This window comes from Meiothermus luteus (assembly GCF_003574085.1).
Classification (GTDB): domain Bacteria; phylum Deinococcota; class Deinococci; order Deinococcales; family Thermaceae; genus Meiothermus; species Meiothermus luteus.
The window spans coordinates 1-24,415 of record NZ_QWKZ01000038.1 but is presented as its reverse complement, the minus strand read 5'-3'; the positions used below and the strand labels follow the sequence as shown (position 1 = coordinate 24,415).

Below are 24,415 nucleotides of genomic sequence, written 5' to 3'. Positions count from 1 at the left end.
GACCCCACCCCGACCCCAGTGCCGGATTTGCAGAGGAGCCGGGCCTTCCATCTCCTGCCGCCCCTGGCGCTGGCCTGGGCGGCTCTAGGCTACCTGATGGGCAGCCGGTTGGAGGGACGCCCCGATTTGCTGACCCCGCTGCTCGGGGCTTTGGAGAGGCTTTACCACACGCTTTTCCCGAACCTTGGCGGCTTTGTTTGGGTTGAGGCCGGCCTCTACGCTGCTGCCCTCTTGGGGCTGGCGTACGCCCTGCTGGCCTTCCTCACCCGGTTGGGCTGTGGGGTTTTCCTGCTGGTCCTAGGGGGGCTGGGCCTCCTGGCCTTCTTGGGGGTTGTCTCCCTCGAGATGGCCCTGGGGTTGGGGGTCTTTATCGGGGGGCTGGGCCTGCTACCGGTGTTGCTGGAGCACTTTTCCGGGGACATGGCGGTTATCCTGGGGTTGGCCGCGGCCTTTGGCTGGGGGCAGGGGGGTGAGCCTTGGTGGCTTGGGGGGCTGGCGGTAGCCCTGCTTGTCGTTTCTTTGGGAAGCGTGGTCCGCTTCATGAAGGAGGTTAGGCCATGATGGTGTGCAAGGTATGCGGCAACGAAAACCCCGAGGGGGTGCGGTTCTGCGAGGGGTGTGGGGTGGAGCTGGTCCCAGAAAACCCGCCTCCTCCCGAAACCCCCGAGCAGTCCTCTGTCTCCCAGCCTCCGTCCCCCTCCGCCTTCCGGCCCGCTAGGCTGGTCTTCAAGCGCTTTGGGGCCCTGACCAATGAGAGCATCCCCCTGGGAGGGCCTAGGCTGGTGGTGGGGCGCTTTGACGCCTCCAGCGGCCCAGTGGAGATAGACCTCACGGGGGTTCCGGGGGCGGAGAACGTCTCGCGGCGCCACGCCGAACTCTTCTTTGATGGGGTGTGGAAGGTGCGGGATTTGGGCTCCACCAACGGGGTCTTCATCAAGCGGGCTGGGGAGGACTCCTTTTCGGCGCGGTTGGTAGAACCCACAGAACTCAAGGACGGAGACGAGATTGCCTTTGGCAACGTGATTCTGGTCTTTCAAGCGGGCTGAGGAGGATCGCCGTGCCCGAAGAGCGTTCCCCGGAAGAGCTGGCGGCTGAGGCCGAGGGGATGACCCACGCCGACATGGGGCCGCCCCAGGAGGAGCTATCCTCCCCCGACGAGGGCGAGTTTCTGGAGGAAACCCTCCTCCCCTCCACGGTGGAGAACGCCACCTTGGAGCCCGGCTCCACCCATACCTGGGGCTCCTTGACCTTTCGGGTGGAGGGGCCCTTTTGGGGAGGGTGGATGGCGGCTTTGCAGGATGGGCAGGGGCTTTTGGTCAGGCCAGGGTACAAGGCCGAGCTGCTGGAAGGGCTGGGGCACCACCGGCTGCTGCCCCGGCTGGTCTACAGCGGTCCGGAGGGGACCGCCCTAGAGGCCCTGGAAGGAGAACCCCTCTACCGGCCCCTCCCGCTTTCGGTTGCCTTAGGGGTGGTGCAGCCGCTGGCCCAGTTGGTCTACTTCCTCGAGCTGAAGGGCCTGGCCCTGGTAGACCTGGAGCCCCAATCCTTGCGGCAAACCCCCGAGGGGCCCAAGCTGGCCCTGCCACCCCGTCTGGCCCGTCTGGGTGAGCCCCCGCCCAAGGTCTGGCGGCCCGGCTACACCCCCCCAGAGGTGCTGGCCGAGACGACCTTGAGCGGCAAGAGCGGGGTCTACTTGCTGGGGGCCCTGCTCTTTGAGCTCCTTACCGGCAGCCCCCTTCCGGCAGAAGGCCCCAGCGAGCTCCTCCTTTCGGGCCTGCGTCCCCCTGGCCTGCCCCAGGCCCTAGCCCGGATGCTGGCCCCGGCCGAGGTCCGGGCTACCCCCCAGGAGGCCTTGGGCCTGCTCAAGCGGCTGGCCCAACCGCGCGAGGTGGGGGTGGTGCTGGAGCTCGGTGAGGCTACCACGGTGGGCCTGAACCCCGGTCGGCAACACAACCAAGACGCCTACGCCTACCGGCTCGAGCGGGTGCAGTCGGAGTTTGGCCGCACCCTTTTGCTCCGGGCCTGCGTCTGCGATGGGATGGGGGGGATGGCCGCAGGGGAGCGGGCCAGCCAGGCCGCGGCGGAAGGCTTCATCGCCGGGGAGCCCCCCCACCCCCTAGACGACCCGAAGGCCCAGGCCGAGTGGGGGGTGCGGCTGGCCTGGGCCGCCAACCAGGCCGTGCTCGAGGCCCTCGGGGGGCTGGACGGGGGTTGCACACTGAGCGGGGTGGTGCTCTGGGGGGACCGCTACACCCTGGCCCATGTGGGGGACAGCCGGGTCTACCTTTGGCGGGGGGAAAGGTTGCGGCGGCTCACCCGCGACCACTCCTTGGTGGGGGTGCTGGTGGAAAGCGGGGCCCTCAGCCCTGAGGAGGCCCAGCGCCACCCCGACCGCAACCAGGTCCTGCGCTCCTTGGGCAACCTGCGCCGGCCCCAGGAAGGCTATGTGGAGACCCTGGAGGAGACGATGGGCCAGGTCGCGGACACCCTGCAGCCTGGCGAGGTCCTGCTGCTGCTTTCGGACGGGGTCTGGGGGGAGGTGGAGGAGGCCCGAATGGCGGCGATTATGGCCCAAGCCCGAAGCCCCCAGGCTGCCGCGGAGGCCCTGGTTGGGGCGGCCATAGAGGCCGGGGCCCCCGACAACGCCACCGCTCTTCTCATTTTCCGCAGGTCCTGAGCCATTGGGGGCTATTTTTGTGGGCCATTGCTCAGGCCTGTTCTACACCCCCTATTTGCCATAGAGTAATAACCCTCATTATTTTCTGTTATAACTTCTAAAGAATCAGTGGCCACAGGCCTTTATCGCCTTTCCAAAATTGGGGGCCAGCCCCTTGACGCTTGTACCCCCACCCCGTATAAGCTGGGGCTGTACTGCTATGAGAATAGTTACCCTTCTCGCCCTAGGGGGGTTCCTTGCATCGGCTGCGGCAGGCCCAGCGGTGGATTTTGACCGCTGGTACCCTTACCCCCAGGCCCAGCAGTACGCCCAAGCCCACCAACGCATTCTAATGGTCTATTTCTGGAGCCACGGCTGCCCCTACTGCGAGCAGATGAACACCTTTGTCCTCTCCGATGACAGGATTTCCCGAACCCTTGCCCGCAGGTACGTGGTGGCCAGCGTGGATATGCATAGCCCTGAGGGCCAGGCCCTTTCACGCCAAATGCGGGCCTTTGGTACCCCTACCTTTGTCTTTCTGGTACCCCAGGAGGGTACCTGGAAAGAGATAGGGCGGTTGTTTGGCAGCCGCCCCCGGGCGCAGTTCCTGCGGGAGCTCGAGCAGGTCTGCGCCAAGGCAGGAGGTGAAGCTTGTGAATAGGAGAAAGTTTCTCAAGGCCTCGGCAGGTACCCTGGCCGCCTCCTTGGTTGTCGGCCGGGTAGGTTCGGCGCTGGCCCAGGGCGGGCTGGAGGGTGAGGACATCGCCAACTTGGAAAAGGGCTTGCAGGCTGCCTTGGGCAAGGGCTTCAAGGACCTGGTTCCCTCCAAAGATGTCAAGCTGACCGCCCCGACCATCGCCGAGTCGGGGGCCAACGTGCCCGTGGAGATTGAGGTTGGTCTGCCCGCCGATCAGGTCAAGGCCATCTACTGCTTCTGCGACAAGAACGCTAACCCCTTGCTCTTCAGCTTCCAGCTTCTGGGTGGGGGGGTACTGCCCTACTACGCTACCCGGGTGCGGGTGGCCGAAACCGCCCCGGTGCGGGCGGTGGTGGAGACCAAGGACGGCAAGCTCCTTTTGGCCTCCCAGGGCGTTCGCGTGACGGTAGGGGGTTGCGGTTAGTTTCTGGAGGTTTGAGCCATGAACATCCTGATTCGTTTCAATCCAGCCAAGCCCAAGGCCGGTGAAGAGGTACGCGTGCAGATTGTGGTTCAGCACCCCATGGAGCCTGGCACCCGCCGGGACGCCAGCGGGAAGCTGATCCCGGCTGACCATATCAACGAACTTGCCGTGCTCTTTGATGGGCAGCCGATTGCCACGGTAAAGCCTGGCCCTGGCACCAGCGCCAACCCGCTCTTCGCTTTCAAGATGAAAGCCGCCAAGGCTGGCCAGATTAAGGTGGTGGCCAAGGACCTGACCGGGAAATCCGGCGAGCGGACCGCCGACCTAGCCCTGGCCTAGGGGGGCGCCCGTGGGCCGCTTCTTGGGTCTTTTGGTGGCTTTGGTGTTGGGTCTGGGGGCCTTGGGGGTGCTGGCCCAGGAGGAGGACGACCCGGTAAAGGAGGCGGAGAAGCAGAAGCAGCAGCTTTTGGAGCAGAGCGGGGGTATTCTGCCCAGCGACCTGTATGTGCAGCAAGGGGAGGAGCTTTTCAAGGCCAAGCGGGGGCCCAAGCAGGCCAGCCTCGAGGCCTGCGACTTTGGTCGTGGCCCGGGGAGGCTCGAGGGGGTCGTAGGGCGGCTGCCCCGCTACTTCTTTGACACCCGGCGGGTGGAGGACCTGGACTCCCGCATCCGCACCTGCATGATCCGGCTCCAGGGCTTTAGGCCAGAGGAGATTCGGCGCAGCGAGGTGGTGGCCATCGCCTTTTACATCGCCTCCCTCTCCAATGAAAAGACCATGTATGTTCGGCCCCTGCTTCCACAGGAGAAGCAGCTTTACGAGCTGGGTGAGCGGTTGTTCTACCTGCGGGCTGGGCCGCGCGACATGGGCTGTGCTTCCTGCCACGTGACCTACGTGGGCCGCCGGGCCGGGGTGCTGCCCTACTCCGACCTTTTGGGGGACAAGCGTGTGGCCAGCCACTGGCCGGCCTTCCGCTACTCCAACGACCAGGCTTGGACCATGGCCGACCGCATCCGGGCCTGCTACGCCAACCTGGGCATGCCCGCCCCGGACTTCTACTCTGAGCCCATCATCGCCCTGACCCTTTTCATGAATGCGCAGGCCAGGGGAGCGCGGATGGACCTGCCGGGGTTTATACGCTAGGAGGTGGAGGGTGCGTCGTTCTTACCTGATTTCTGCCCTGCTGCTTGTGGGTTTGGCCAGCGGCCAGCCTGGCGCCACCTACATCACCCCCGAGCTCCAGCGGCTCATCCAGGCCGGTGGGCAAAACTACGCCAATGTGCTCCTGAAACAGGCCCCCGACCAGGCACTCTGTTCCATCCACCGTAACCGCTTGCCCCCTGAGGTGCTGGGCCCCTTCATTGAGGAGCAGCGCCGGCTCATCAAGTACCCCGAGGGGGGTCGGTTGATGGGCGACTGGAAGCGGGGCGAGGCCATTTACAACACCCTGGCTCGAGGCAACTGCTTTTCCTGCCATGCGGGTTCACCCCTCAACATTGGTGGAAATGTGGGGCCCAGCCTGGAGAAGTACGGCCAGAGGGGCACCTCGGAGGCTGTCCAACGCTACACCTACGAGGTAATCTACAACCCCTGGGCCTACTTCCCCTGCACGGTGATGTACCGCTTTGGCCATGGGGGGCTTTTGAAGCCCGAGGAAATCGCTGATGTGGTGGCCTACCTGCTTGACCCGTCCTCGGACTTCAACACCAAACCAGCGCTGAGGCGCTGAGCGCAAAGGAACAGCCGGTTCTTCCCACCGCGTTTGTGGGGGAAAGGGGGTCTTTTACGACTAGACGTGAACTGGCACGGTTTCTCCTGGCCCTTGGCCTGACCTCTCCCAGGGCCTTTGCCCAAGCCATGGATCGCCCGGAGCGGCTCTACGACCTCCCGCCCTTCGGCGATGTGACCCTGCTCTTCAACACCGACATGCACGCCCAGCTCCGGCCCCACTACTTCATGGAGCCGCCCAACCTGCTCGCTCCTAAGCCGCTGGAGGGCCGGCCAGGCTACCTGGCTGGGGAGGCCATGCTGCGCCATTACGGCATCCAGCGGGGCAGCCTGGAGGCCTACCTCTTCTCCTCAGTGGACTTCGTGGCCCTGGCTGAGCGCTTCGGCCCGATGGGTGGGGGGGCCTACGTTGGCACCCTGATCCGTCAGCAGCGGGCCATGGCGGGGGAGCGCCGCACCTTGGTGCTGGAGGGCGGGGATAGCTGGACGAACTCCGGTATCTCCCTCCTGACCAAGGGGCAGGTCATGGTGGACTGGATGAACCGCGTGGGCTTTGACCACATGGTCTTCCACTGGGAGTACACCCTGGGCCGGGCCCGGGTTGAGGAGCTGGTCAAGGAGCTGAAGGCCCAGGTGGTGAGCTTCAACATCGCAGACGACCTCTTCGGCGACCCCATCTACGAGCCCTACCGCATCCACGAGGTAGGGGGCTACAGCCTGGCGATTATTGGCTCCACCTTTCCCTACGTGAAGGTCTCCCACCCTGAGGAGTTTTCGGAAGGGCTCTCCTTCGGGGTGCGGGAGAAGGAGTTGCAACGCTATGTGGATGAGCTCCGGGCCAAGGGGGTAGACGCCATCGTCCTCCTCTCCCACAACGGGGTTCCGCTGGACTCGGCCATCGCTGAGAAGGTCAGCGGCATTGACCTGATTCTCACCGGCCACACCCACGACTACACGCCCCGCCCGGCCCGCTTCGGGAAGACCTGGCTGGTGGCGGGGGGGGCCGCGGGCAAGGCGGTGGTCCGGGTGGACCTCAAGCTCAAGAAGGGGGGCATTGAGGAAATCCGGCAGAGCGTGTTGCCGGTGGCCAGCCGCCTGATCCAGCCCGATGCCGACCTGGTGGCCTTCGTGGAGCAGGCCTACGCGCCCCATAGGCCCTATCTGGACGAGGTCCTGGGCACCGCCGAGACCCTCCTTTACAAGCGGGACTCCACCTACTCCACCTTTGACGAGCTCTCGGGCCGGGCCATCCGGGCCTTCTACCCTGAGGTGGACGTGGCCTTCAGCACCGGAACCCGATGGGGTACGGCCATCCTGCCAGGCCAGCCCATCACCATGGACCGCTTGCTGGCCTACACTGCCTTCACCTACCCCGAGGTCTACATCTTCAAACTCAAAGGCGAGCGGCTTCTGGCGGTGCTGGAGGACGTGGCGGCCAACGCCTTTAACCCCGACCCTTTCTACCAGCAGGGAGGGGACATGAGCCGGGTCTACGGGCTCTCCTACGACTTGGCAGTGAACGCCCCCACCGGCCAGCGCATTCGCAACGTGGCCATCCGGGGGCGGCGGCTTGACCCGAATCGCGAGTACATCGTGGCCGCCTACGGGGGACGGCTGCAGCGCAGTGGAACCGTCTTGGAGAAGTACACCCCCAGGCCCATCTACGAGATCATGGCGGAGTACATCCGCCAGGTCAAAACCGTCCGCGTCCCACCCCGCCCGAGCATGCGGGTGCTGGACCATCGCTATGTACTGCCCGGTTGAAGGAGGTTTGCTCTAGTGAAAGGGAAACGGTTTTTGTTATGGTTCACGCTGGCTTCGCTTCTAGGGGTGGCCCTCTCCCAGCAGACCCCCTTTCAGCAGCGGGTCAGCCAGGCCATCCAAAGCGGAGGGCCGGAGTTCCAGAAGAGCATGCAGCAGGACCCCGACCAGGCCCTTTGTTCCCAGTACCGCGACAAGCTACCGGCTGAGTTGGTGCCGGCCTTCCTCGAGCGCCAGAGAAAGCTCATCAAGTATCCCGCCGATGGGAGGCTGATGGGGGACTGGAAGAAAGGGGAGGAACTCTTCACCAACCCCCGCAAGGGCAACTGCTACGCCTGCCACACCGGCGACCCGCGAGAGGCGGGGGCCGGCAACATGGGGCCCGGCCTGGTGGGCTACGGTGCGCGGGGCACCAGCGAGGCGGTGGTGAAGTACACCTACGACAAGATTTACAACGCCTGGGCCTCCATGCCTTGTTCGCTCATGTACCGGGCCGGCTACCACGGCATCCTGAGCCCTGAGGACACCGCTCACATCGTGGCCTTCCTGCTCGACCCGGCTTCGCCGGTAAACGCCAACCTCAAGAGGTGAGTATGCGCAAGAACCGCCTATACCGTGTGTTGGGGCTGGCCTTGCTGGGGTTCGCGCTGGGGGTGGCCCTGACCCAAGGCCAGCAGGAGCTTGACCCCTATAAGGAGGCCGAGCGGCAACGGGAGCTATTCCGCCAGACCGCGGGCATCCTTCCGGGTGAGCTCTACGCTGCCCAGGGTGAGGAGCTCTTCCACGCCAAGCGAGGCCCCAAGCAGGTGAGCCTTGAGGCCTGCGACTTTGGTCTGGGGCCGGGGAAGCTCGAGGGGGCTCTGACCCAGCTCCCCCGTTACTTCGCCGACACAAAGCGGGTAGAAGACCTAGAGACCCGCATCGTGAGCTGTATGGTGCGGCTCCAGGGCTTCAAGCCTGAAGAGGTCAAGCGCGACGAGGTAAAGGCCCTGGTCGCCTACGTGGCCTCCAAGTCCAGCGAGATGCCCATCAACGTGGTGCCTAGAACCTCCCAGGAGATTGCCATGTACAACCTGGGCCGAGAGCTTTGGTACCACCGGGCAGGCGACCGGGACATGAACTGCGCCATCTGCCACGAGGCCTATGCGGGCCGAAAGGTGCGGCTCTCCCCGGTGCGCAGCCCGCGGCAGGGGCTCTCCAACGAGTGGCCGGCCTACCGCTTTGAGGCCGATAAGCTCTACACCCTCCAGGACCGCATCGCCTTCTGCTACGAATCGGTAGGCATCCACCCCCCCGACTACTACTCCGAGCCCTACATCGCCCTCTCCATGTACATGCTGGCCGAGGCTACCCGGGGTAAGAACAGGTTTACTGAGATGCCGGGCTTCACCCGCTAGGGGGTGCGTATGCGCAAGGGTTTGGTGCTGCTGGTGCTCCTGGGCAGCCTGGGGCTGGCCCAGGAGATGACCCCGGGCTCGCTGCAGGAGATGGGCAATTTCATCAAGAAAATCAACCCGGCCAGCTATCTGCTCTACATCGCCGAGGCCAAGGACTTTGTGGAGGTCTTTGAGCCCTTTATCTTGGACGTGCGCACCAACGAGGAGCGGGCTAGGGGCTTCATCCCCGGCTCGGTGCAGATTCACATCAGCCAACTGCCCGACCGCCTGGCCGAGCTGCCCAAAGAAAAGGACAAACCTATCCTGGTGTACTGCGGCACTGGGCACGTGAGCGCGGTGGCCGCGGCGTACCTGAGGGCGTTGGGCTACACCGAGGTCAAGAACCTGAACGGGGGATTTAGGGCCTGGATCGAGCAGAACCTGCCCGTCCAAAGACCCTAGAGCAAGCTTGGGAGGAGGCCTATGAGGAGCAAGTGGATGCTGTTGTGGGGTTTTGTTCTGTCCCTGTCGGCCCTGGCTCAGTCGCTAGAAACCACCCTGCGTGGGGTGAGCATGACCGAGGCCCAGGCCCGGGTTGAAGCGGCCCTGGGGGCCCAAGGGCTCAAGGTGGCCCGGACGCTCAACCTGGGCGGGCAGGTTAGGAATTTCAGGGCCGACTTCCCGGACTACCTCCTACTGGTACTGGAGCCGGAGGAGGGCACCTTGGCGGCAGTGCGGGAAAACTTCATGACCGCCATCATCCTACCACCCACCGTGTACCTCCACGGGGCCCAGCCCGGGGTCATCACGGTCGGTACCTTTGACCCGGATCTGATGTTTGGCATGCTCCAGGTGAAAAACACCAAAAGCCGCCTCCTAGGGGCCAAGCTCAAGGCGGTGATTTACGGCCTGGGCCTGCCCCGTCGGGTGACCCCGGCCATGATGCCCGACCCGGCTTCGGGGATGATGCCGGCGATGCTCTACCGGGTGGAGGGAGGAAACCCCGAGGAGCTGGCCCTGCTTTTGGAGAGCGAGCTGGGCAGCAATGGTCTGAACGTGCTGCCTGCGGTCAAGATGGGCAACGTGACCGGTATCCATCCCTGCAAGAGCGAGTGGGCCTACCAGATGTTCATCACCCAGCCCGCGGGTGGCTTTGCGGCGCCCTGCCGCTTCTTTGTGATGCCTATGCCAGGGGGGGCTTTGGTAGGGGCCATTGAGCCGATGCTGATGAGCATCATGCCCGGTGTGGCCCAGAGCCAGCCTACCATGGGGATGCTGCAGGAGGCCCGGCGGGTGATGGGCCAGGTTCTCGAGGCGGTGGGGGGCCAGCCCTATCGCCCTGGGCAATAGAGCGTATAACCTCTAGTTATGGCTTTCCCCCGCTTGGAGAGAATCTGATAATCTTAGGACACGCCCAAGCAAACAAGCGCCAGTGGAGGCAACCCTCCGGCGTGGCTTGGGCTACCAGGAGGGAGTATGAGCAAGGTAACGCGGCGTAAGCTTCTCAAGGTAGGGGCCCTGGCAGGAGCGGCAGCGGGTAGTGGATTCGCCCAGGAGTTCTTCAGCAAGCCCTCCACCATCCTGGGTCCGGCCCGGGGCAACCGGGTGGTCATCATCGGTGGGGGTTGGGGGGGGGTCAGCACGGCCCGGCACCTGCGCCGCAAGAACCCCAACATCGAGGTGGTGCTGATCGAGAAAAACCCCGCTTTCATGTCCTGCCCCATGAGCAACCTCTATTTGGGAGGGGTCAAAGACCTGGACTTCATCGTCTTCGACTACGCTAATGTGGCCAAGGCCGGGGTCACCATCGTGAACGAGCGGGCCATTGAGGTCAACCGCGCGGGCCGCTACGTGCGTACCACCAGCGGTATCATCTTCTACAACTATCTGGTGGTCTCGCCTGGCATTGACTACATGTACGAGGCCATCCAAGGCTACAGCGAGGTGAAACAGTTCCTTCCGGTGGCCTTCAAGCCCTGGGAACACATCGCCTTGAAGCGCCAACTTGACAACTTTGAGGGGGGCGATATCGTCCTGGCCATTCCCAGGCCGCCCTACCGCTGCCCGCCTGGCCCCTACGAGCGGGCGGCCATGCTGGCCTACTACCTCAAGACCAACCAGATCAAGGGCAAGGTAATCGTACTGGACGCCAACCCTGGCCCCATCTCCAAGGGGCCGGGATTCACCGCGGCCTACAACGACCTCTATAAGGACTACATCCAGTACATTCCTCAGGCCGAGGTTACCGCCATTGACTATGGCCGCAAGGAGGTCAAGACCTCGCTGGGTGAGTTCAAGTTTGACCTGGCCAACATCATCCCGCCCATGAAGGCCGGGGAGATCGTGCGCACCGCCGGCTTAGGCGACCGTTGGGCCAATGTGCGGCTGCCTACCTTCCTTTCCGAGGTGGACGACAGGGTCTACGTGATTGGGGATGTAATCGGCAATGCGCCTTACCCCAAGAGCGGCCAGGTGGCCTACAACGATGGGAAAATCATCGCCGAGCACATCGCCCAGCGGATTGCCGGCAAGCGCTTGGATGAGATTGAAAACCCCTTGCCGGACAACGTCTGCTATAGCTTTGTGAGCAGCGACGAGGCCATCTGGGTTTCCCACAGGCACAACTGGGACACTGCGGCCCGCCAGGTGCGCCAGCAGTCCACCGTGGACAACAACCGCTCCAAGCCCAACGGGGCGCTGGGCCTGGAGTGGGCCCGTGGCCTTTGGAACGATATGTTTGGGCCCGGTGCCTGAGGCCGGGCTGGGATGGGGCGGAGTGCCCCACCCCTTTGTAAGGGGGGTTAGCGCCTGATGAACCGACGCAAGCTGCTGCAACTTTTGAGCAAGGGGGCCGCCGCGGGGGCTTTTGTAAAGCTCTCTGGAGGTCTGGCCCAAGGAGGGGAGAAGTTCTCGGAAAAGGCCTTTGAGCCGATGCGCTTTTTGGGCGCCGAGCTTCGTGAGTATGGCGAGCGCAGCGAGTTTGAGAAGGGGGTGGTGCGCTACATCTCTCCCAACCTGCGTACCCGCCACTCCGGGGCCAACTTCACCCCCCTGGACAAGCTGGACGGGGTGATTACCCCCAGCTCGCTGCACTTTGAGCGGCACCACGGGGGGGTGCCCACCATTGACCCCGCCGAGCACCGCCTGGTCATCCACGGGATGGTGGAGCGGCCCCTTATCTTCACCCTGGCCGACCTCAAGAGGCTGCCCTCGGTGACCCGCACCCTCTTCATTGAGTGCGCTGGTAATGGTCAGAACGGGTACCGCAACCCTCCCGACATGACCCTAACTGCCACCCGCAGCCGGGGGCTGGTCTCCAACTCCTCCTGGACGGGGGTTCCCCTGGCGATTTTGCTCAAGGAAGCCGGCGTCAAAGAGGGGGCCCGCTGGCTTATTCCCGAAGGGGCCGACGCGGCAGCCTACACCCGCAGCCTACCCTTGGAAAAGGCCATGGAGGACGTGCTGGTGGCCTATGCCCAGAACGGCGAGGCCCTGCGGCCTGAACAGGGCTACCCCCTTCGGCTGGTGGTGCCGGGGTGGGAGGGCAGCATCATGGTCAAGTGGCTGCGGCGTATCCAGGTAACCGATATGCCGGTGATGGCCAAGGACGAGACCTCGGAGTATACCGATACCATGGCCGACGGCAAGGTGCACGCCTTTACCTGGATCATGGAGCCACAGTCCATCATCACCTACCCCTCAGGGTTGCAGCAGATTCAGCGGGGCTTCCACGAGATCCGGGGTCTGGCCTGGAGCGGGCATGGGCGCATCGTCCGAGTGGAGATCTCGCTGGATGGGGGGGCGACCTGGCGCCGGGCCAGCCTCGAGCCCTCCCCCGACCCTCTCTCGGTGGTGCGCTTCAAGCTGGGCTGGGTCTGGGACGGCAAGGAAACGATCATCATGAGCCGGGCTTGGGACGAAAAGGGCAACACCCAGCCCACCCAGGAGGAGTTTTTCGCCCGCTGGGCTCGCAACAACCGCTACCACTACAACGCCATCCAGGCCTGGCGCATCGGGGCCGATGGTAAGGTGGTCAACGGCGACAAGACCCTCTCCGCCTCGCTGGCCCCGCGCCGGCTGGGGGCGGTGGGGATGGGCGGATGTGGGGGTGAGTCGTGAAGCGGCTGGGCCTGGTCTTGTTGGGGTTGGCGCTGCTGGCTGGGGTGTTGGCCCAGCCTGGGGGCCGCTACCAGATTGGCACCCCCCTGACCGAGCAGGAGGTGCAGCGTTGGAACATCCGCCCCTCCATCCTGCCCGATGGCCGGGGGCTCCCGCCGGGCCAGGGAACCGTGGACGAGGGTGAGCGGGTCTACAACGCTCAGTGCTTAGGCTGCCATGGGGCCAACGGCCAAGGAGGGGTCTTCAACCGGTTGGTGGGCGAGCCGTTCCCGGTGACCAAGGATGTGGACTCGGTGGACTTCGTAATCGGCAACTACTGGCAGTACCCCACCACCCTTTTTGACTACATCCGCCGGGCAATGCCCTTACAAGCCCCGGGCACGCTGAGCGACAACGAGGTCTACGCCCTGGTGGCCTACCTGCTCTACCAAAACGGGGTGATTGACGGCAGCGAGCCGATGAACGCCCAGACCCTGCCCAAGGTGCAGATGCCCGCCCGGGCGATTCTGGAGCTTGACCCCACCACCCAAAAGCGCTTTCCCTGGCTCAGGCTCCCCTAGAGGTTAGGATGGAACGGAGAAGCTTTCTCGATCTTCTTGGTAAGGGGTTTTCCCTGGGGTTTTTGCTCAAGTTGATGCCCACGGGGATGCTCGAGTTCGTCCGGGCCCAGAGCAGCGCCACCAGTTTTCAAAGGGCCCTTTTGGTGGACAAGGCGGGCAACCCCTTCCGGCTGAGCACGCTCAAGCCCCACGAGCCCTTTGTGTTCGCCTACCCCTACGCCGCCACCCCCAACATCCTGGTCAATGTGGACGCTGAGCTACCGCCGGTGGACGTGAGGATGCCCGACGGTAAAAGCTACCGCTGGCCTGGCGGGGTGGGGCCGCGCAAGAGCGTGGTGGCCTACACCAGCATCTGCCCCCACGGCTACAGCTACGCCGCGCCCAACCTCGGGGCCGTGGGCTATTACAAGCCCGAGGGCAACCGGGGGCCCCGCATGGTCTGCTGCGCGCACCTTTCGTCCTTTGATATTAGCCGGGGAGGGGAGGTGAAGGGCGGCCCGGCCCCCCATGCGCTGGCCGCGGTAACCCTAGAGTACGATGCGGCCAAGGACGAAACCTACGCGGTGGGCTTTTTGGGCAACCCCCAGTTCGAAGAGTTTTTCCGGGCCCAGCAGCAGAGCCTGCGCGACCTCTTCCGCACCACCGCCCGGGCCCGCGAGGAAGTGACCAGGGCCACCGTAATCCCCTACGCCGAGCACACTAGAGTCCCCACGACCTGTCCGGTGATAGGATAGTTTCCTGGAGCCTCATGACCCTAAGCCTCCCCATCGCTTTCCTGGCGGGAATCCTCTCCTTTCTCTCCCCCTGCGTGCTCCCCTTGGTGCCCACCTACCTGCTCTACCTGGGTGGGCAGCGGGGCCGCCCATTGCGCAACGCGGTCTTCTTCGTGCTGGGCTTCTCGGCCATCTTCTTCCTGCTGGGCCTGCCCTTCACCCTTTTGGGCAGCCTGCTCTTTGAGTACCGGGACCTCTTGGGAAGGGTGGGGGGGGTGGTGCTGATTCTGCTCGGCCTCTACATGCTGGGCCTCAGGCCCAAATGGGGTGTGAACCTGCGCTACGAAGGCCCCACCGACCGGCCCTGGGGGGCTTTCGTGCTGGGCATCGTGCTGGGGCTGGGCTGGACGCCCTGCATCGGGCCCATCCTGGGCGGAATTCTCACCCTCACGGCCACCGGTGAGGGGGTGCACCTGCTGGTGGCCTACATCCTGGGGTTGGCGGTGCCCTTCCTGCTGGTGGCCCTCTTTGCCGACAGGGCCCGGGCCTTCCTGAGGCGGGCGGCCCGTTTCTCCCATGCGGTGGAGATAGCGGCGGGGGTGGTACTGATTGGGGTGGGGCTGTTGCTGCTCACCGGCACCTACACCCAGCTCAACAGCTTCTTCCTGAGGATTACGCCGGAGTGGTTGCAGGAGCGGTTGTGAGGAGGTGGAACAGGCCAGGAACCGCGACCCACCCTCCAGTGGCCCTCCCTGTCCGGAGCGGGTGAACGTCCTGATGCAGCGGTTGCGCCGTATTGAGGGGCAGGCCCGAGGCTTGCAGAAGAGGCTGGAGGAAGGCCGATCGTTTGCCGAGCTCCTGACCCAGCTTCGCGCCACCCGCAAGGCCATGGACTCCCTGGTTCGGGCCCTGCTGGTGGAAGTACCTAGACCTCTGCAAGGATGGGGCTTCTGCGGAGCGGCTCGAGGAGGCTAAGAGCCAGATTGCCACGGTGCTGCGCAAGCTGATTTGAGGCCCCAGGGGGTTGGGATGGTATTGTTGGGTAGGTGAACGTCGTCGCGGCCGACCTCGAGGGGACCCTAACCACTGGCGAGACCTGGCGGGGAATAGCTGCCTGGATGCAGGCCCACGGACGGGCCGGGGCGTACCGGGCCTTTCTCTTCCGGGAACTGCCAGGGGTCCTTTTCACCCGGCTGGGCCTGCGGGATCGTCGGGCCTTCCAGGACGGCTTTATGGAGCGGGCTGCCCGGCTGCTGGCCGGCCTTGACCAGGAGGGGCTGGCTCGGGTGGCGGAGTGGGTGGTGTCCACTGAGCTTTGGCCCAAACGCCGCCCTGAGGTGCTGGACGAGCTTTGGGCAGCCCAGCAGCAGGGGCGGCGGGTGGTGCTGTGTTCGGCCACCTACCAGCCTGTGCTGGAGGCCTTCGCGCGGCGGATGGGGGAGGGGGTGGTGGCGCTGGGCACGCCCTTGGTGATGGAGGGAGGGGTTTTTAGCGGTCGGCTGGAAGGGCCGGTGCGCTCTGGGGTCCACAAGGCGGTGCAGATTCGGGAGTTTTTGCGTGGAGAGGCCCTCTACGCGGCCTATGGCGACACCCTTTCCGACCTGGCCCTGCTCGAGCTGGCCGAACACCCCGTGGCGGTCTACCCTGAAGCAGCCCTCCAGGCGGTGGCCCGGATGCGCGGCTGGAGGGTGATAGGATGAGCCCTTTTCCCCTAGGCCGCCCGGCTCGGCTGGCAGTGCTGGCCTCGGGTCGGGGCAGCAACCTGGAGGCCCTCCTGAGGGCGTTTCCCCCGGAGGATGCTTTGGGCCAGGTGGTGCTGGTCATCTCGGATAGGCGCGGGGCCCCGGCCCTGCAAAAGGCGGCGCGGGCTGGGGTTGAGGCCGAGTACCTGCCCTGGCCAAAGGGGGAAGGGGGGCGGGCCTGCTTTGAGGAGGCCGCAGGGCAGCTTTTGCGCGAACGGCGGATAGACCTGGTGCTACTGGCCGGTTTCATGCGGATTTTGTCGCCGCAGTTTGTGGACCAGTGGGCTGGGCGCATCCTGAACATACACCCCTCCTTGCTGCCGGCCTTCCCAGGGCTGCACGCCCAGCGCCAGGCCCTCCAAGCCGGGGTACGGGAGACTGGCTGCACCGTCCACTTCGTGGACGCCGGGGTGGATACCGGCCCTATCATCCTCCAGCGCCGGGTGCCGGTGCTGCCGGGGGACACCGAGGAGACCCTGTCGGCCCGCATCCTGGAGCAAGAGCACCTGGCCTACCCAGAGGCCGTCCGGCGGGTCCTCCGGGGGGAAGTCCAGCCCTGAAAGGCAAGGGGCGCTTGGCTGGTATACTTCGCCCCGTGAAGAGCCCTCTGAAGCTTGCTTCCTGGCTGGTTGCGGCGGGTCGGCCGGAAGGGCCGGGTGCGCCCCTCAACACCCCTCTGGTCCCGGCCTCAAATTTCGCCCGGGGGGGCGAACGGACCTACGCCCGCAGCGACGGCACCCCTACCTGGGAGGCCCTGGAGACCGTGGTGGGGGGGCTCGAGGGCGGCGAGGCGGTGGCCTTTGCCTCGGGCATGGCCGCGGCCGCAGCGGTGTTTGACCTGCTCCCGGTGGGGGCCCAGGTGGTGCTGCCCCAGGACTGCTACCAAGGGGTGGTGGCCCTGGCCGAGGCGGGGGCGGCCCGGGGGCGCTGGAGGGTGGCGCGTGTGCCCTTGGAGGACACCGCGGCTTGGGAACGGGCCTGCGCTGAGGCGGACCTGCTCTGGCTCGAGTCGCCCTCCAACCCCCTCCTCAGGCTGGCCGACCTAGCAGCTATCTGCGCCGCACCCCGCAAACCGGAGGGAATTCTGGTGGTGGACAACACTTTCGCCACCCCCCTCAACCAGCGGCCCCTGGAGATGGGGGCCAGCCTCTCGGTGCACTCAGCCACCAAGCTGATTGGGGGGCACTCCGACCTTCTGGCAGGGGTGGCGGTGGCCCGGGAGGCGGCGCTGGCCCAGGCCCTTAGGAAGGCGCGGGAGCTGGCTGGGGCGGTTCCAGGAGCCCTAGAGGCCTTTCTGGCGGTGCGGGGGATCCGTACCCTAGCCCTCCGGCTGGAGCGGGCTCAGGAGAACGCCCAGGTGCTGGCCTCGCGCCTGGCCCAGCACCCCCGGGTGGCCCGCGTTCACTACCCGGGCCTTCCCTCCCATCCCCAGCATGCCCTGGCCCGGCGCAGCCTGAAGGGCTTCGGGACCATCATCTCCTTTGAGCTAGAAGGCGGTGCTGATGCGGCCGATGCCCTTTGCGCCCGGGTCCGGCTCATCCGCCATGCCACCAGCCTAGGAGGGGTGGAGTCAAGCCTCGAGCGGCGCTCAGCCCTCCCCGGCCAGGCCCACCTGCCCCCCTCGCTGGTCCGCCTGAGCGTGGGGATTGAGGATGTGGAGGACCTCTGGGCCGATCTCGAGGCGGCGCTCGGCTGAGCTGGTATACTCTTCTCCTTGTGGAGAAGACCCTCACCCCCCGGGCCCTGGGCTTCCGGATGCCCCCCGAGTGGGCCCCGCACGCCGCCACCTGGACCGCCTGGCCCTACGACGAGGAGAAGTGGCAGGGCTATCTGGAGCCGGTCCGTCAGGAGCTGGCTGGGTTCGTAAACACCCTGGCCCGCTTTGAGCCGGTGGAGCTGGTGGTGCACGACGAGGAGTCCGAGCGGGATGCCCGGGCCCGGCTCAGCGGGAATGTGCGCTTTCATCGCATCCCCCACGACGACCTGTGGCTGCGCGACTCAGGGGCCATGTTCGTGGCGCGGCCCTCGGGGGAAGGGCCGCTTGAGCTGGCCGCCCTTAGCTGGGAGTTCAACGGCTGGGGGGGAAAGTACCCAGCCGGCCTGGACAACCAGATGCCCCTGCATATAGCCCGCCTTTTGGGGCTTCGGCTCTTCTACCCAGGCATTGTGATGGAAGGAGGAGCGTTGGAGGTCAATGGGCAGGGCCTGGCCCTGACCACCCGCCAGTGCCTGCTCTCGCCTGGCCGTAACCCCCACCTGCACGAGGAGGAGCTGGAGGACTACCTGCGGGAGTACCTGGGGGTGGACGCCCTGATCTGGCTGGGGGAGGGCCTGGAGGGCGACCATACCGACGGCCACATTGACACCCTAACCCGCTTCACCGCCCCCGCCACCTTGGTTACCTCGGTGGCGCTGGACCCGGACGACCCTAACCACCGCCCCCTGAAGGAGAACCTGGAAATCTTGAAGAGCCTAGGCGGCTTCCGGGTGGTGGAACTGCCTCTGCCCAAAGAGCCGCGCTGGCTGGGAGGGGAGCGGCTTCCCCTCACCTACGCCAACTTCTACATCGCCAACGGGGTGGTGTTGGTGCCCCAGTACGGTGACCCTCACGACGAGCGGGCCTTGGAAATCCTGCGCCCGCTTTTTCCAGGGCGCGAGGTAATTGGGCTGCAAAGCCGCTACCTCATCACCGGTGGGGGGAGCTTCCACTGCATCACCCAGCAGCAGCCGGCAGGCCGGATTTGGAGGGGGGCATGACCCGGCTGGCGGTGGTCCAGATGTCCATGGGCCCGGAGCGGGAGGCCAACCTAGCCAAAGCGCTGCGGATGGTGCGGGAGGCTGCGGCTTTGGGGGCCCAGGTTGTCTTGCTGCCGGAGCTTTTTGAGAGCCTTTACTTCTGCCAGGCTGAGCGAGAGCACTACTTTGCTCTAGCCCACCCGGTGGAGGGCCACCCCTTCCTCCCCCGCTTCCAACAGCTTGCCCAGGAATTGGGACTGGTGCTGCCGGTTTCCTTTTTTGAGCGGGCCGGCCAAGCCTACTACAACAGCCTGGCGATGATCGGCCCGGACGGCCGGATAGCGGGCGTCTACCGGAAGTCCCACATTCCCGATGGCCCGGGGTACGAGGAAAAGTACTACTTCAACCCCGGCGATACGGGGTTCTTGGCCTTCCCCACCCCCTACGGCACGGTAGGGGCTGGCATCTGCTGGGACCAGTGGTACCCGGAGTGCGCCCGCAGCCTGGTTCTTCTGGGGGCCGAGGTACTTCTCTATCCCACTGCCATCGGCTCTGAGCCCCCGGAGGCAGGAGGAATGGACACCAAGGAGATGTGGCAGCGGGTGATGATTGGCCACGCGGTGGCCAACCTCTGTTACCTGGCGGCGGCCAACCGGGTGGGCACCGAGGAGGTGGAGGGGCGCACCCAGACCTACTATGGCTCTTCTTTTATTGCCGACTACATGGGCAACAAGCTGGCCGAGGCGGGCCGCCAGGAGGAGACCATCCTGGTGGCCGAGCTGAACCTGGAGGAGGCCCGGCGCTTCCGGGCAGGGTTTGGCTTTTTCCGCGACCGCCGGCCTGACCTGTACGGGCCTTTGCTGACGCTGGACGGCAGGACCCGGCGCCTCTAGGCCGGATTGTATTCTGATTTAGGCAGAAAATTCGGCGAAGGGGTAGGCTGGTAGGGGATGTTCCGCTACCAAGGCCCCACCCCCCAAGGCGACCAGCCCCAGGCCATTGAGGCCCTGGTGGAGGCGTTGCAGGCTGGTGAGCGTTTTGTCACCCTGCTGGGGGCCACTGGCACCGGGAAGACCGTGACTATGGCCAAGGTCATCGAGCGCTTGCAGCGGCCAGCCTTGGTCATGGCTCCCAACAAGGTGCTGGCCGCGCAGCTTTCCCAGGAGTTCCGTGAGCTGTTCCCCGAGAACGCGGTGGAGTATTTCATCAGCTACTACGACTACTACCAGCCTGAGGCCTATGTCCCGGGTCGGGACCTTTACATTGAGAAGGACGCCTCCATCAACCCCGAGATTGAGCGGCTGCGCCACTCTACCACCCGCAGCCTGCTCACCCGGCGCGATGTGATTGTGGTGGCCTCGGTCTCGGCCATCTACGGCCTGGGCAGCCCCGAGGAGTACCGCAACATGAGCCTGGTGGTGGAGGTGGGCCGGGACTACCCTCGCGAGGCCCTCTTAGGGCGGCTGGTGGAGCTTCAGTACGAGCGGGGGGATGTGGAGCTGCGGGCGGGGCGCTTCCGGGTCCGGGGAGAGGTGGTGGAGGTCTGGCCCGCTTACGAGCAGGAGCCGATACGCATAGAGCTTTGGGGGGACACCATAGACCGCATCACGGTGGTCCACCCCGTTACTGGGGAGCGGCTTAGGGACCTTCCGGGCTTTGTGCTCCTGGGGGCCACCCACTACGCTACCCCTGAGTGGCGGCTCAAGCAGGCCATCCCAGAGATTCACAAGGAGCTGGAGGAGCGGCTGCGCTACTTTGAGGCCGAGGGCAAGCTTCTAGAGGCCCAGCGCTTGAAGGAGCGCACCCTTTACGACCTGGAGATGCTCCAGGTGATGGGCACCTGCCCGGGTATAGAGAACTACGCCCGGTTCCTCTCGGGTAAGGCCCCGGGAGAACCTCCCTACACGCTTTTGGACTACTTTCCTAAGGACTATCTGGTCTTTTTAGACGAGTCGCACGTGAGCGTGCCGCAGCTAAGGGGCATGTACAACGGCGACTATATGCGCAAGAAAACCCTGGTGGACTACGGGTTCCGCCTGCCCAGCGCGCTGGACAACCGCCCTTTGCGCTTCAACGAGTTTTTGGAGCGGGTCTACCAGGTGGTCTTTGTCTCGGCTACACCAGGGCCCTTCGAGCTCGAGGTCTCCAGCCGGGTGGTGGAGCAGATCATCCGCCCCACTGGTCTGTTGGACCCCCTGGTCACAGTCAAGCCCACCCAGGGCCAGATTGAGGACCTGATGGGGGCCATCCGAAAGCGGGCCGAGCGGGGCGAGCGCACCTTGGTCACGGTGCTCACCGTGCGCATGGCCGAGGAGCTCACGGCTTATCTAGTAGAGCACGGGGTGCGGGCCCGTTACATGCACCATGAGCTGGACGCCTTTGAGCGGCAGGCCCTCCTGCGCGACCTGCGGCTGGGTTACTTTGACGCCCTGGTGGGCATCAACCTCCTGCGGGAGGGCCTGGACCTGCCCGAGGTCTCGCTGGTGGCCATCCTGGACGCCGACAAACAGGGTTTCTTGCGTTCAGAGCGCTCCCTCATCCAGACCATCGGTCGGGCGGCCCGCAATGCGGCCGGCGAGGTCTACCTCTACGCCGACACCATCTCTGAGGCCATGCGAGCGGCCATAGAGGAGACCCGGCGCCGCCGCGCCCTGCAGGAGGCCTTCAACAAGGCCCACGGCATCACCCCTCAGACGGTGCAGAAGTCGGTGCGCAAGCTGGTCAAGCCAGAGGACTACGGGGCTGAAGTGGCCCAGGCGGCCCAGGACGACCCACTTATCCTGCAGGGCCTATTGGAGCAGCTCGAGGCAGAGATGTGGGCCGCCTCCGAGGCTTTGGATTTCGAGCGGGCCGCCGCCTTGCGCGACCAGATGCGCTCAATTGAGGCCCGGCTAAAGGGGCTTCCAGAACCTGCTGCGGTGGGTAAGCCCCGCCGCCGGCGCAGGCGCTAGGCCGCCTCACTCCTGGTGCAGGAGCAGCTCCCCCGTGGGCTTTTCCCCTTCGGTGCCCTTGGCTCGAGCCCAGTGTTTCATGAGCAGCTCGCGGGCCTCCAGGACGAGCTGCTGGATACGGGAGATTTCACCCCGGGGAAAGCCGTTGTTGACCAGCAGGGATGGGGGCTGCAAGGAGAACTTGGCGGTGTTGGCCCCGTGCTTAACGCAGATGTAGGGCGGCTCGAGGTTGTACCCTGAATTCACGTAAAACCGGTAGGGGCCTATGCGGTGGAGCGTTATCATACTTCCTCCTAGTGTGACGAATAACCGTGAAGGGAATCCGCGGCGTAACGCCAGCCTACCACAAGACCCACAGCGGGGGATGAGGGCGGCTACTTGCGCAAAAGGCGCACCATTTCCACAAGATGCTCTAGGGCTGGGGCCTGAGGGTCGGCCTGGCACTGGGCCAGATAGGCTTCTAGAATTTCCTCGCCCACTGAGTCTAAAGCGCTTTTTACCCCGCTTAGGAGGGTGAGAATCTCCTTGCAGGAGCGCTCTTCCTCCACCATTTTCTGTAGGCCCCGGACCTGGCCCTCCAGCCGGCGCAGCCGGTGGATGATGCGGGTCTTTCGGTCGGTGTCGGAGAAAGGGGTGGGGGCGGTCATGGCTCAGCGCTCCACGGGGTAACGGCGGGCCAGCCAGGCTTGGATGCCCCCCTGCACAAGATTAAGCCCGGTGTAGCCCTTGCCCAGCAGGTACTGCACCGCCAGCCGGCTGCGGTTTTGGGTGTTGCACTTGATGTAGACCACCCGGTCCTTAGGGACCCGGTTCCACCAGCGCTCAATTTCCTGAAGGGGCCAGTTGACCGCTCCCGGGACATGGCCTTGGGCGAACTCCTGGGGGGTGCGCACGTCAATCACAAAGGTTTTGGGGTTTGATAAGGCCCGGTACAGGTCGTCCACGGTTACGACCCGGAAGCCTTGGGCCCAGCCCAGCGAGGCGGCCAGGAAGAGCAGGCCTATCCATCCCCTCACGCCACCACCCCCCCGCTGGCCTTGACTGCGGCCTCCACGAAGACCCGGTCGGGCTGGCCGCCCAGGATGCGCTGCTGGGTGGCGCCGCTTATGATGGTGTCGGGAACCCCCGAGATGTTGTGGCGCCGCGAGAGGGCGGGGAACTCGCTGGCCTCCACGCCCTCGGCGATGATGTTGGGGTTGTGGTAGGCCAGCTTATAGGTGGCCAGGACCGCCTGGGGGCAGTAGGGGCAGGTGGGGGTAACGAAGGCCTGCATGCGGACCGGGGTGGTTACCTTTTGTAGCTCGGCCAGCGACTTCTCACCCAGCCGGCTCTCGCCGGTGCCAAGCATTAGAAGGGCCTCGAGCAAGGTGCTGAACTCGTACCCCGCGGGCAGGCCTAGGAATCGGATGTTGTTTCGCTCTGAGCCCTTTTCTCGCAGGAGGGTGGTGGGCGCGTGGCTCAGGCCCAAGGCCTGTGCTTCGGGATCGGAGTGGATGGAGCGCTGTTCCACGCTCAGGTTGGGGTTCAAGGCCGCTACTTCCCGAAGCAGGCCCAGGGTCTCTTCCTGCAGGCCCACCTCCTGGCCGGGCAGGGCGATGCCAGAGGTGGTGAAGACCACCATCTCCACCGGCCTTTGAATGGGGGCCAACATCTCGCGCACCTGGGACTGGATTCGCTCATCTAAGAACATGGTCAGCTCCTTCGGAGTATTATACCCCCTGGGGATATATTTGGCAAGGGCCCCCCGCCCTAGACTAAGGGGCATGTGGGGTTGGCTCAAAACTCTTCTGGGCCTGGGGCCTAAGGTTCCCCGCATCAGCCCCAAGGAGGCCCAAGAGAAGCTCAAGGCTGGAGCCCTGATGATAGATGTGCGCACCCCCCTGGAGCGCAAGCTGGTCAAGATTCCCGGCACCCAAGGGTTGCCGCTGGCCGAGCTGGCCCGGCGCTGGGAGAGCCTGCCCAAGGACCGGCCCATCATCTGCCAGTGTGAGAGTGGAAGCCGCAGCCAGCAGGCCGCCGAGTTTCTGGCCAGCAAGGGTTTTGAGGTCTACAACCTGGCCGGGGGGCTTTCGGCCTGGCAGGCGGCCGGGCTTCCGGTGAAGAAGGGAGACTTGCAGCGCTAGCCCTAACGGGTCTCTACGGTAAGGGTGAGGGTGAGGGTGGCCCCGTCCTCGAGCCTGAGGGTAAGCGGCACCTTCTGCCCTTCGGCCAGGGGCCGGGGGTTCTTCTGCCTCAGGCCATAGAGCATCAGGTGGTACTTACCGGGCAGCACCTCCAGCCGCCCCCGCGCGGGCACGACCAGGGCTTCCATCCGCTTCATGGCCGAGACGTCCTGGTGGTCGCCGTGGCCGGCGTGGGTGGTCTGGTGGAACTCCACCCGCGTGGCGATGGGGGTGCTGGCCCCCACGATCCGGACGGGCCGGTCGGTGGGGTTGTAGAGCACCAAGTAGGCCGCGGTGATGTCGCCCGGGACCCGGCGCACCCAGCCTTGCTCGAGCCGCAGTGTTTGGGCCAGGGCCAGACCGCCAAGGAGGAGTACCGCAATCCAACGCATAGCCTTCATTATCTATCCCGCCTCCCAAAACGCCAGGCGGCGCCCCACAAACCGAGTCCCACCGCCATCAACCCTGCCACCACCGGCAAAAGCCCCCCGGTATAGCCCAAAAACTCCTTGAGCAGGTAACCCGTCGGCCCCACCAGTACCGGGGCCCCTAGGGCGTACAGAAGCCCCACCCGAAAGAGTTCCAGGGGGTTCAGGAGCACCGCAGGCAGCAGGAAGCGTTCCAGGGGATACTCCCGCAGGGCCACCGCCAGCCCGATCACCAAGGGGTCGTAGGCCAGCACCAGCACGCCCCAGGCCAGGAGGCCCACGCCCAGCGCCCGGGCGGACTCGAGGCCCGCCCCTACCCAGCCCGCCCACGCCACCCAGAGCCAAAGCAGGCCCAGTCCAGAGA

At 65.2% G+C, this 24,415-nt stretch carries 30 protein-coding genes and 2 pseudogenes; 26 read left to right on the top strand and 6 right to left on the bottom strand.

The window, feature by feature from the left end; translation table 11 throughout:
* The 25 genes and pseudogenes from Mlute_RS15590 to uvrB all read left to right on the top strand — a co-directional run.
* On the top strand, positions 1-561 hold a 561-nt coding region (locus tag Mlute_RS15590; RefSeq protein WP_220452063.1), incomplete at its 5' end, for a hypothetical protein.
* Positions 558-1,046 (top strand): FHA domain-containing protein, encoded by a 489-nt coding sequence (locus Mlute_RS07325; protein WP_119360065.1) that lies wholly within the window; start codon positions 558-560, stop codon positions 1,044-1,046. The genes Mlute_RS15590 and Mlute_RS07325, both read left to right, overlap by 4 nt.
* 11 nt (positions 1,047-1,057) lie before the next feature.
* Positions 1,058-2,677: a PP2C family protein-serine/threonine phosphatase gene (locus tag Mlute_RS16450; RefSeq protein WP_119360064.1), complete on the top strand. Its 1,620-nt coding sequence runs from the start codon at positions 1,058-1,060 to the stop codon at positions 2,675-2,677.
* A gap of 199 nt (positions 2,678-2,876) precedes the next feature.
* Positions 2,877-3,317, top strand: coding sequence for a thioredoxin fold domain-containing protein (locus Mlute_RS07315; protein ID WP_119360063.1), 441 nt, complete (start codon positions 2,877-2,879; stop codon positions 3,315-3,317).
* A complete protein-coding gene (soxY, locus tag Mlute_RS07310) occupies positions 3,310-3,777 on the top strand; it encodes a thiosulfate oxidation carrier protein SoxY (protein WP_119360062.1) in 468 nt (155 codons plus the stop codon). The genes Mlute_RS07315 and soxY overlap by 8 nt, the downstream gene beginning before the upstream one ends.
* A gap of 18 nt (positions 3,778-3,795) precedes the next feature.
* Entirely contained in the window at positions 3,796-4,116 is a 321-nt protein-coding gene (gene soxZ / locus Mlute_RS07305; protein ID WP_119360061.1) for a thiosulfate oxidation carrier complex protein SoxZ, read from the top strand.
* Positions 4,117-4,126: 10 nt separating this feature from the next.
* On the top strand, positions 4,127-4,918 hold the full coding sequence (soxA, locus tag Mlute_RS07300; protein ID WP_119360060.1) for a sulfur oxidation c-type cytochrome SoxA: 792 nt from the start codon (positions 4,127-4,129) through the stop codon (positions 4,916-4,918).
* Positions 4,919-4,928: 10 nt separating this feature from the next.
* On the top strand, positions 4,929-5,504 hold the full coding sequence (soxX, locus tag Mlute_RS07295) for a sulfur oxidation c-type cytochrome SoxX (RefSeq protein WP_119360059.1): 576 nt from the start codon (positions 4,929-4,931) through the stop codon (positions 5,502-5,504).
* Between the two features lie 35 nt (positions 5,505-5,539).
* Complete coding sequence (soxB, locus tag Mlute_RS07290) at positions 5,540-7,267, top strand: thiosulfohydrolase SoxB (protein WP_119360058.1); 1,728 nt, start codon at positions 5,540-5,542, stop codon at positions 7,265-7,267.
* 15 nt (positions 7,268-7,282) lie between these two features.
* Positions 7,283-7,855: a sulfur oxidation c-type cytochrome SoxX gene (gene soxX / locus Mlute_RS07285; RefSeq protein WP_407942647.1), complete on the top strand. Its 573-nt coding sequence runs from the start codon at positions 7,283-7,285 to the stop codon at positions 7,853-7,855.
* 2 nt (positions 7,856-7,857) lie between these two features.
* Positions 7,858-8,661: a sulfur oxidation c-type cytochrome SoxA gene (gene soxA / locus Mlute_RS07280; RefSeq protein WP_119360057.1), complete on the top strand. Its 804-nt coding sequence runs from the start codon at positions 7,858-7,860 to the stop codon at positions 8,659-8,661.
* Between the two features lie 9 nt (positions 8,662-8,670).
* A complete protein-coding gene (locus Mlute_RS07275; RefSeq protein ID WP_119360056.1) occupies positions 8,671-9,102 on the top strand; it encodes a rhodanese-like domain-containing protein in 432 nt (143 codons plus the stop codon).
* A 21-nt stretch (positions 9,103-9,123) separates the two neighbouring features.
* Positions 9,124-9,990, top strand: a complete 867-nt coding sequence (locus tag Mlute_RS07270) for a translation initiation factor 2 (RefSeq protein WP_119360055.1) — start codon at positions 9,124-9,126, stop codon at positions 9,988-9,990.
* Positions 9,991-10,116: 126 nt separating this feature from the next.
* On the top strand, positions 10,117-11,394 hold the full coding sequence (locus tag Mlute_RS07265; protein WP_119360054.1) for an FAD-dependent oxidoreductase: 1,278 nt from the start codon (positions 10,117-10,119) through the stop codon (positions 11,392-11,394).
* A gap of 57 nt (positions 11,395-11,451) precedes the next feature.
* Entirely contained in the window at positions 11,452-12,759 is a 1,308-nt protein-coding gene (gene soxC / locus Mlute_RS07260; protein WP_119360053.1) for a sulfite dehydrogenase, read from the top strand.
* A 5-nt stretch (positions 12,760-12,764) separates the two neighbouring features.
* Positions 12,765-13,319 (top strand): c-type cytochrome, encoded by a 555-nt coding sequence (locus tag Mlute_RS07255; protein WP_245958889.1) that lies wholly within the window; start codon positions 12,765-12,767, stop codon positions 13,317-13,319.
* Positions 13,320-13,327: 8 nt separating this feature from the next.
* Positions 13,328-14,053 (top strand): Rieske (2Fe-2S) protein, encoded by a 726-nt coding sequence (locus Mlute_RS07250; RefSeq protein WP_119360051.1) that lies wholly within the window; start codon positions 13,328-13,330, stop codon positions 14,051-14,053.
* A gap of 14 nt (positions 14,054-14,067) precedes the next feature.
* Positions 14,068-14,736 (top strand): cytochrome c biogenesis CcdA family protein, encoded by a 669-nt coding sequence (locus Mlute_RS07245; protein WP_119360050.1) that lies wholly within the window; start codon positions 14,068-14,070, stop codon positions 14,734-14,736.
* 4 nt (positions 14,737-14,740) lie between these two features.
* A complete protein-coding gene (locus Mlute_RS07240) occupies positions 14,741-15,007 on the top strand; it encodes a metal-sensitive transcriptional regulator (protein ID WP_245958887.1) in 267 nt (88 codons plus the stop codon).
* A gap of 71 nt (positions 15,008-15,078) precedes the next feature.
* Positions 15,079-15,732 carry an HAD family hydrolase gene (locus Mlute_RS07235; RefSeq protein WP_119360049.1) on the top strand — a complete coding sequence of 218 codons (654 nt, stop codon included), beginning with the start codon at positions 15,079-15,081 and terminating at the stop codon, positions 15,730-15,732.
* A pseudogene (gene purN / locus Mlute_RS07230) lies at positions 15,729-16,331 on the top strand (phosphoribosylglycinamide formyltransferase); the annotation flags it as partial. The gene Mlute_RS07235 and the pseudogene purN, both read left to right, overlap by 4 nt.
* 38 nt (positions 16,332-16,369) lie before the next feature.
* Positions 16,370-17,470, top strand: a complete 1,101-nt coding sequence (locus Mlute_RS07225) for a trans-sulfuration enzyme family protein (protein ID WP_245958886.1) — start codon at positions 16,370-16,372, stop codon at positions 17,468-17,470.
* Positions 17,471-17,490: 20 nt separating this feature from the next.
* Positions 17,491-18,531 (top strand): agmatine deiminase family protein, encoded by a 1,041-nt coding sequence (locus Mlute_RS07220; protein WP_245958885.1) that lies wholly within the window; start codon positions 17,491-17,493, stop codon positions 18,529-18,531.
* Positions 18,528-19,403, top strand: coding sequence for an N-carbamoylputrescine amidase (gene aguB, locus Mlute_RS07215; protein ID WP_119360047.1), 876 nt, complete (start codon positions 18,528-18,530; stop codon positions 19,401-19,403). Before Mlute_RS07220 ends, aguB begins: the two co-directional genes overlap by 4 nt.
* Before the next feature lie 57 nt (positions 19,404-19,460).
* Positions 19,461-21,461 carry an excinuclease ABC subunit UvrB gene (gene uvrB, locus Mlute_RS07210; protein WP_119360046.1) on the top strand — a complete coding sequence of 667 codons (2,001 nt, stop codon included), beginning with the start codon at positions 19,461-19,463 and terminating at the stop codon, positions 21,459-21,461.
* Positions 21,462-21,467: 6 nt separating this feature from the next.
* On the opposite strand, the gene Mlute_RS07205 is transcribed toward uvrB, so the two are convergent.
* The 4 genes from Mlute_RS07205 to pdo form a co-directional block, all read right to left on the bottom strand.
* Positions 21,468-21,746, bottom strand: coding sequence for a DUF4160 domain-containing protein (locus Mlute_RS07205; protein ID WP_119360045.1), 279 nt, complete (start codon positions 21,744-21,746; stop codon positions 21,468-21,470).
* Positions 21,747-21,835: 89 nt separating this feature from the next.
* The gene (locus tag Mlute_RS07200) at positions 21,836-22,108 is read right to left on the bottom strand and encodes a metal-sensitive transcriptional regulator (protein WP_119360044.1); all 273 of its coding nucleotides are present in this window, start codon (positions 22,106-22,108) and stop codon (positions 21,836-21,838) included.
* Positions 22,109-22,111: 3 nt separating this feature from the next.
* Entirely contained in the window at positions 22,112-22,477 is a 366-nt protein-coding gene (locus tag Mlute_RS07195) for a rhodanese-like domain-containing protein (protein ID WP_119360043.1), read from the bottom strand.
* On the bottom strand, positions 22,474-23,151 hold the full coding sequence (gene pdo / locus Mlute_RS07190) for a protein disulfide oxidoreductase (RefSeq protein ID WP_119360042.1): 678 nt from the start codon (positions 23,149-23,151) through the stop codon (positions 22,474-22,476). The genes Mlute_RS07195 and pdo overlap by 4 nt, the downstream gene beginning before the upstream one ends.
* Positions 23,152-23,224: 73 nt before the next feature.
* Here pdo and Mlute_RS07185 point away from each other — a divergent pair, with 73 nt between their 5' ends.
* Positions 23,225-23,584: a rhodanese-like domain-containing protein gene (locus Mlute_RS07185; protein WP_119360041.1), complete on the top strand. Its 360-nt coding sequence runs from the start codon at positions 23,225-23,227 to the stop codon at positions 23,582-23,584.
* 2 nt (positions 23,585-23,586) lie between these two features.
* Here Mlute_RS07185 and Mlute_RS07180 read toward each other — a convergent pair whose 3' ends face one another.
* Together Mlute_RS07180 and Mlute_RS15585 are read right to left on the bottom strand one after the other, a co-directional pair.
* Positions 23,587-24,015 carry a copper chaperone PCu(A)C gene (locus Mlute_RS07180; RefSeq protein ID WP_119360040.1) on the bottom strand — a complete coding sequence of 143 codons (429 nt, stop codon included), beginning with the start codon at positions 24,013-24,015 and terminating at the stop codon, positions 23,587-23,589.
* A gap of 8 nt (positions 24,016-24,023) precedes the next feature.
* Positions 24,024-24,415: pseudogene (locus tag Mlute_RS15585) on the bottom strand (hypothetical protein); the annotation flags it as partial.

What these genes read in the sequence shown, in the direction of transcription:
- Mlute_RS07325 (WP_119360065.1), top strand. Translation starts at nt 558, where the DNA reads ATGATGGTGTGCAAGGTATGCGGCAACGAAAACCCCGAGGGGGTGCGG.
- Mlute_RS07315 (WP_119360063.1), top strand. Translation starts at nt 2,877, where the DNA reads ATGAGAATAGTTACCCTTCTCGCCCTAGGGGGGTTCCTTGCATCGGCT.
- soxZ (WP_119360061.1), top strand. Translation starts at nt 3,796, where the DNA reads ATGAACATCCTGATTCGTTTCAATCCAGCCAAGCCCAAGGCCGGTGAA.
- soxA (WP_119360057.1), top strand. Translation starts at nt 7,858, where the DNA reads ATGCGCAAGAACCGCCTATACCGTGTGTTGGGGCTGGCCTTGCTGGGG.
- Mlute_RS07275 (WP_119360056.1), top strand. Translation starts at nt 8,671, where the DNA reads ATGCGCAAGGGTTTGGTGCTGCTGGTGCTCCTGGGCAGCCTGGGGCTG.
- Mlute_RS07270 (WP_119360055.1), top strand. Translation starts at nt 9,124, where the DNA reads ATGAGGAGCAAGTGGATGCTGTTGTGGGGTTTTGTTCTGTCCCTGTCG.
- Mlute_RS07265 (WP_119360054.1), top strand. Translation starts at nt 10,117, where the DNA reads ATGAGCAAGGTAACGCGGCGTAAGCTTCTCAAGGTAGGGGCCCTGGCA.
- soxC (WP_119360053.1), top strand. Translation starts at nt 11,452, where the DNA reads ATGAACCGACGCAAGCTGCTGCAACTTTTGAGCAAGGGGGCCGCCGCG.
- Mlute_RS07250 (WP_119360051.1), top strand. Translation starts at nt 13,328, where the DNA reads ATGGAACGGAGAAGCTTTCTCGATCTTCTTGGTAAGGGGTTTTCCCTG.
- Mlute_RS07245 (WP_119360050.1), top strand. Translation starts at nt 14,068, where the DNA reads ATGACCCTAAGCCTCCCCATCGCTTTCCTGGCGGGAATCCTCTCCTTT.
- aguB (WP_119360047.1), top strand. Translation starts at nt 18,528, where the DNA reads ATGACCCGGCTGGCGGTGGTCCAGATGTCCATGGGCCCGGAGCGGGAG.
- uvrB (WP_119360046.1), top strand. Translation starts at nt 19,461, where the DNA reads ATGTTCCGCTACCAAGGCCCCACCCCCCAAGGCGACCAGCCCCAGGCC.
- Mlute_RS07205 (WP_119360045.1), bottom strand. Translation starts at nt 21,746, where the DNA reads ATGATAACGCTCCACCGCATAGGCCCCTACCGGTTTTACGTGAATTCA.
- Mlute_RS07200 (WP_119360044.1), bottom strand. Translation starts at nt 22,108, where the DNA reads ATGACCGCCCCCACCCCTTTCTCCGACACCGACCGAAAGACCCGCATC.
- pdo (WP_119360042.1), bottom strand. Translation starts at nt 23,151, where the DNA reads ATGTTCTTAGATGAGCGAATCCAGTCCCAGGTGCGCGAGATGTTGGCC.
- Mlute_RS07185 (WP_119360041.1), top strand. Translation starts at nt 23,225, where the DNA reads ATGTGGGGTTGGCTCAAAACTCTTCTGGGCCTGGGGCCTAAGGTTCCC.
- Mlute_RS07180 (WP_119360040.1), bottom strand. Translation starts at nt 24,015, where the DNA reads ATGCGTTGGATTGCGGTACTCCTCCTTGGCGGTCTGGCCCTGGCCCAA.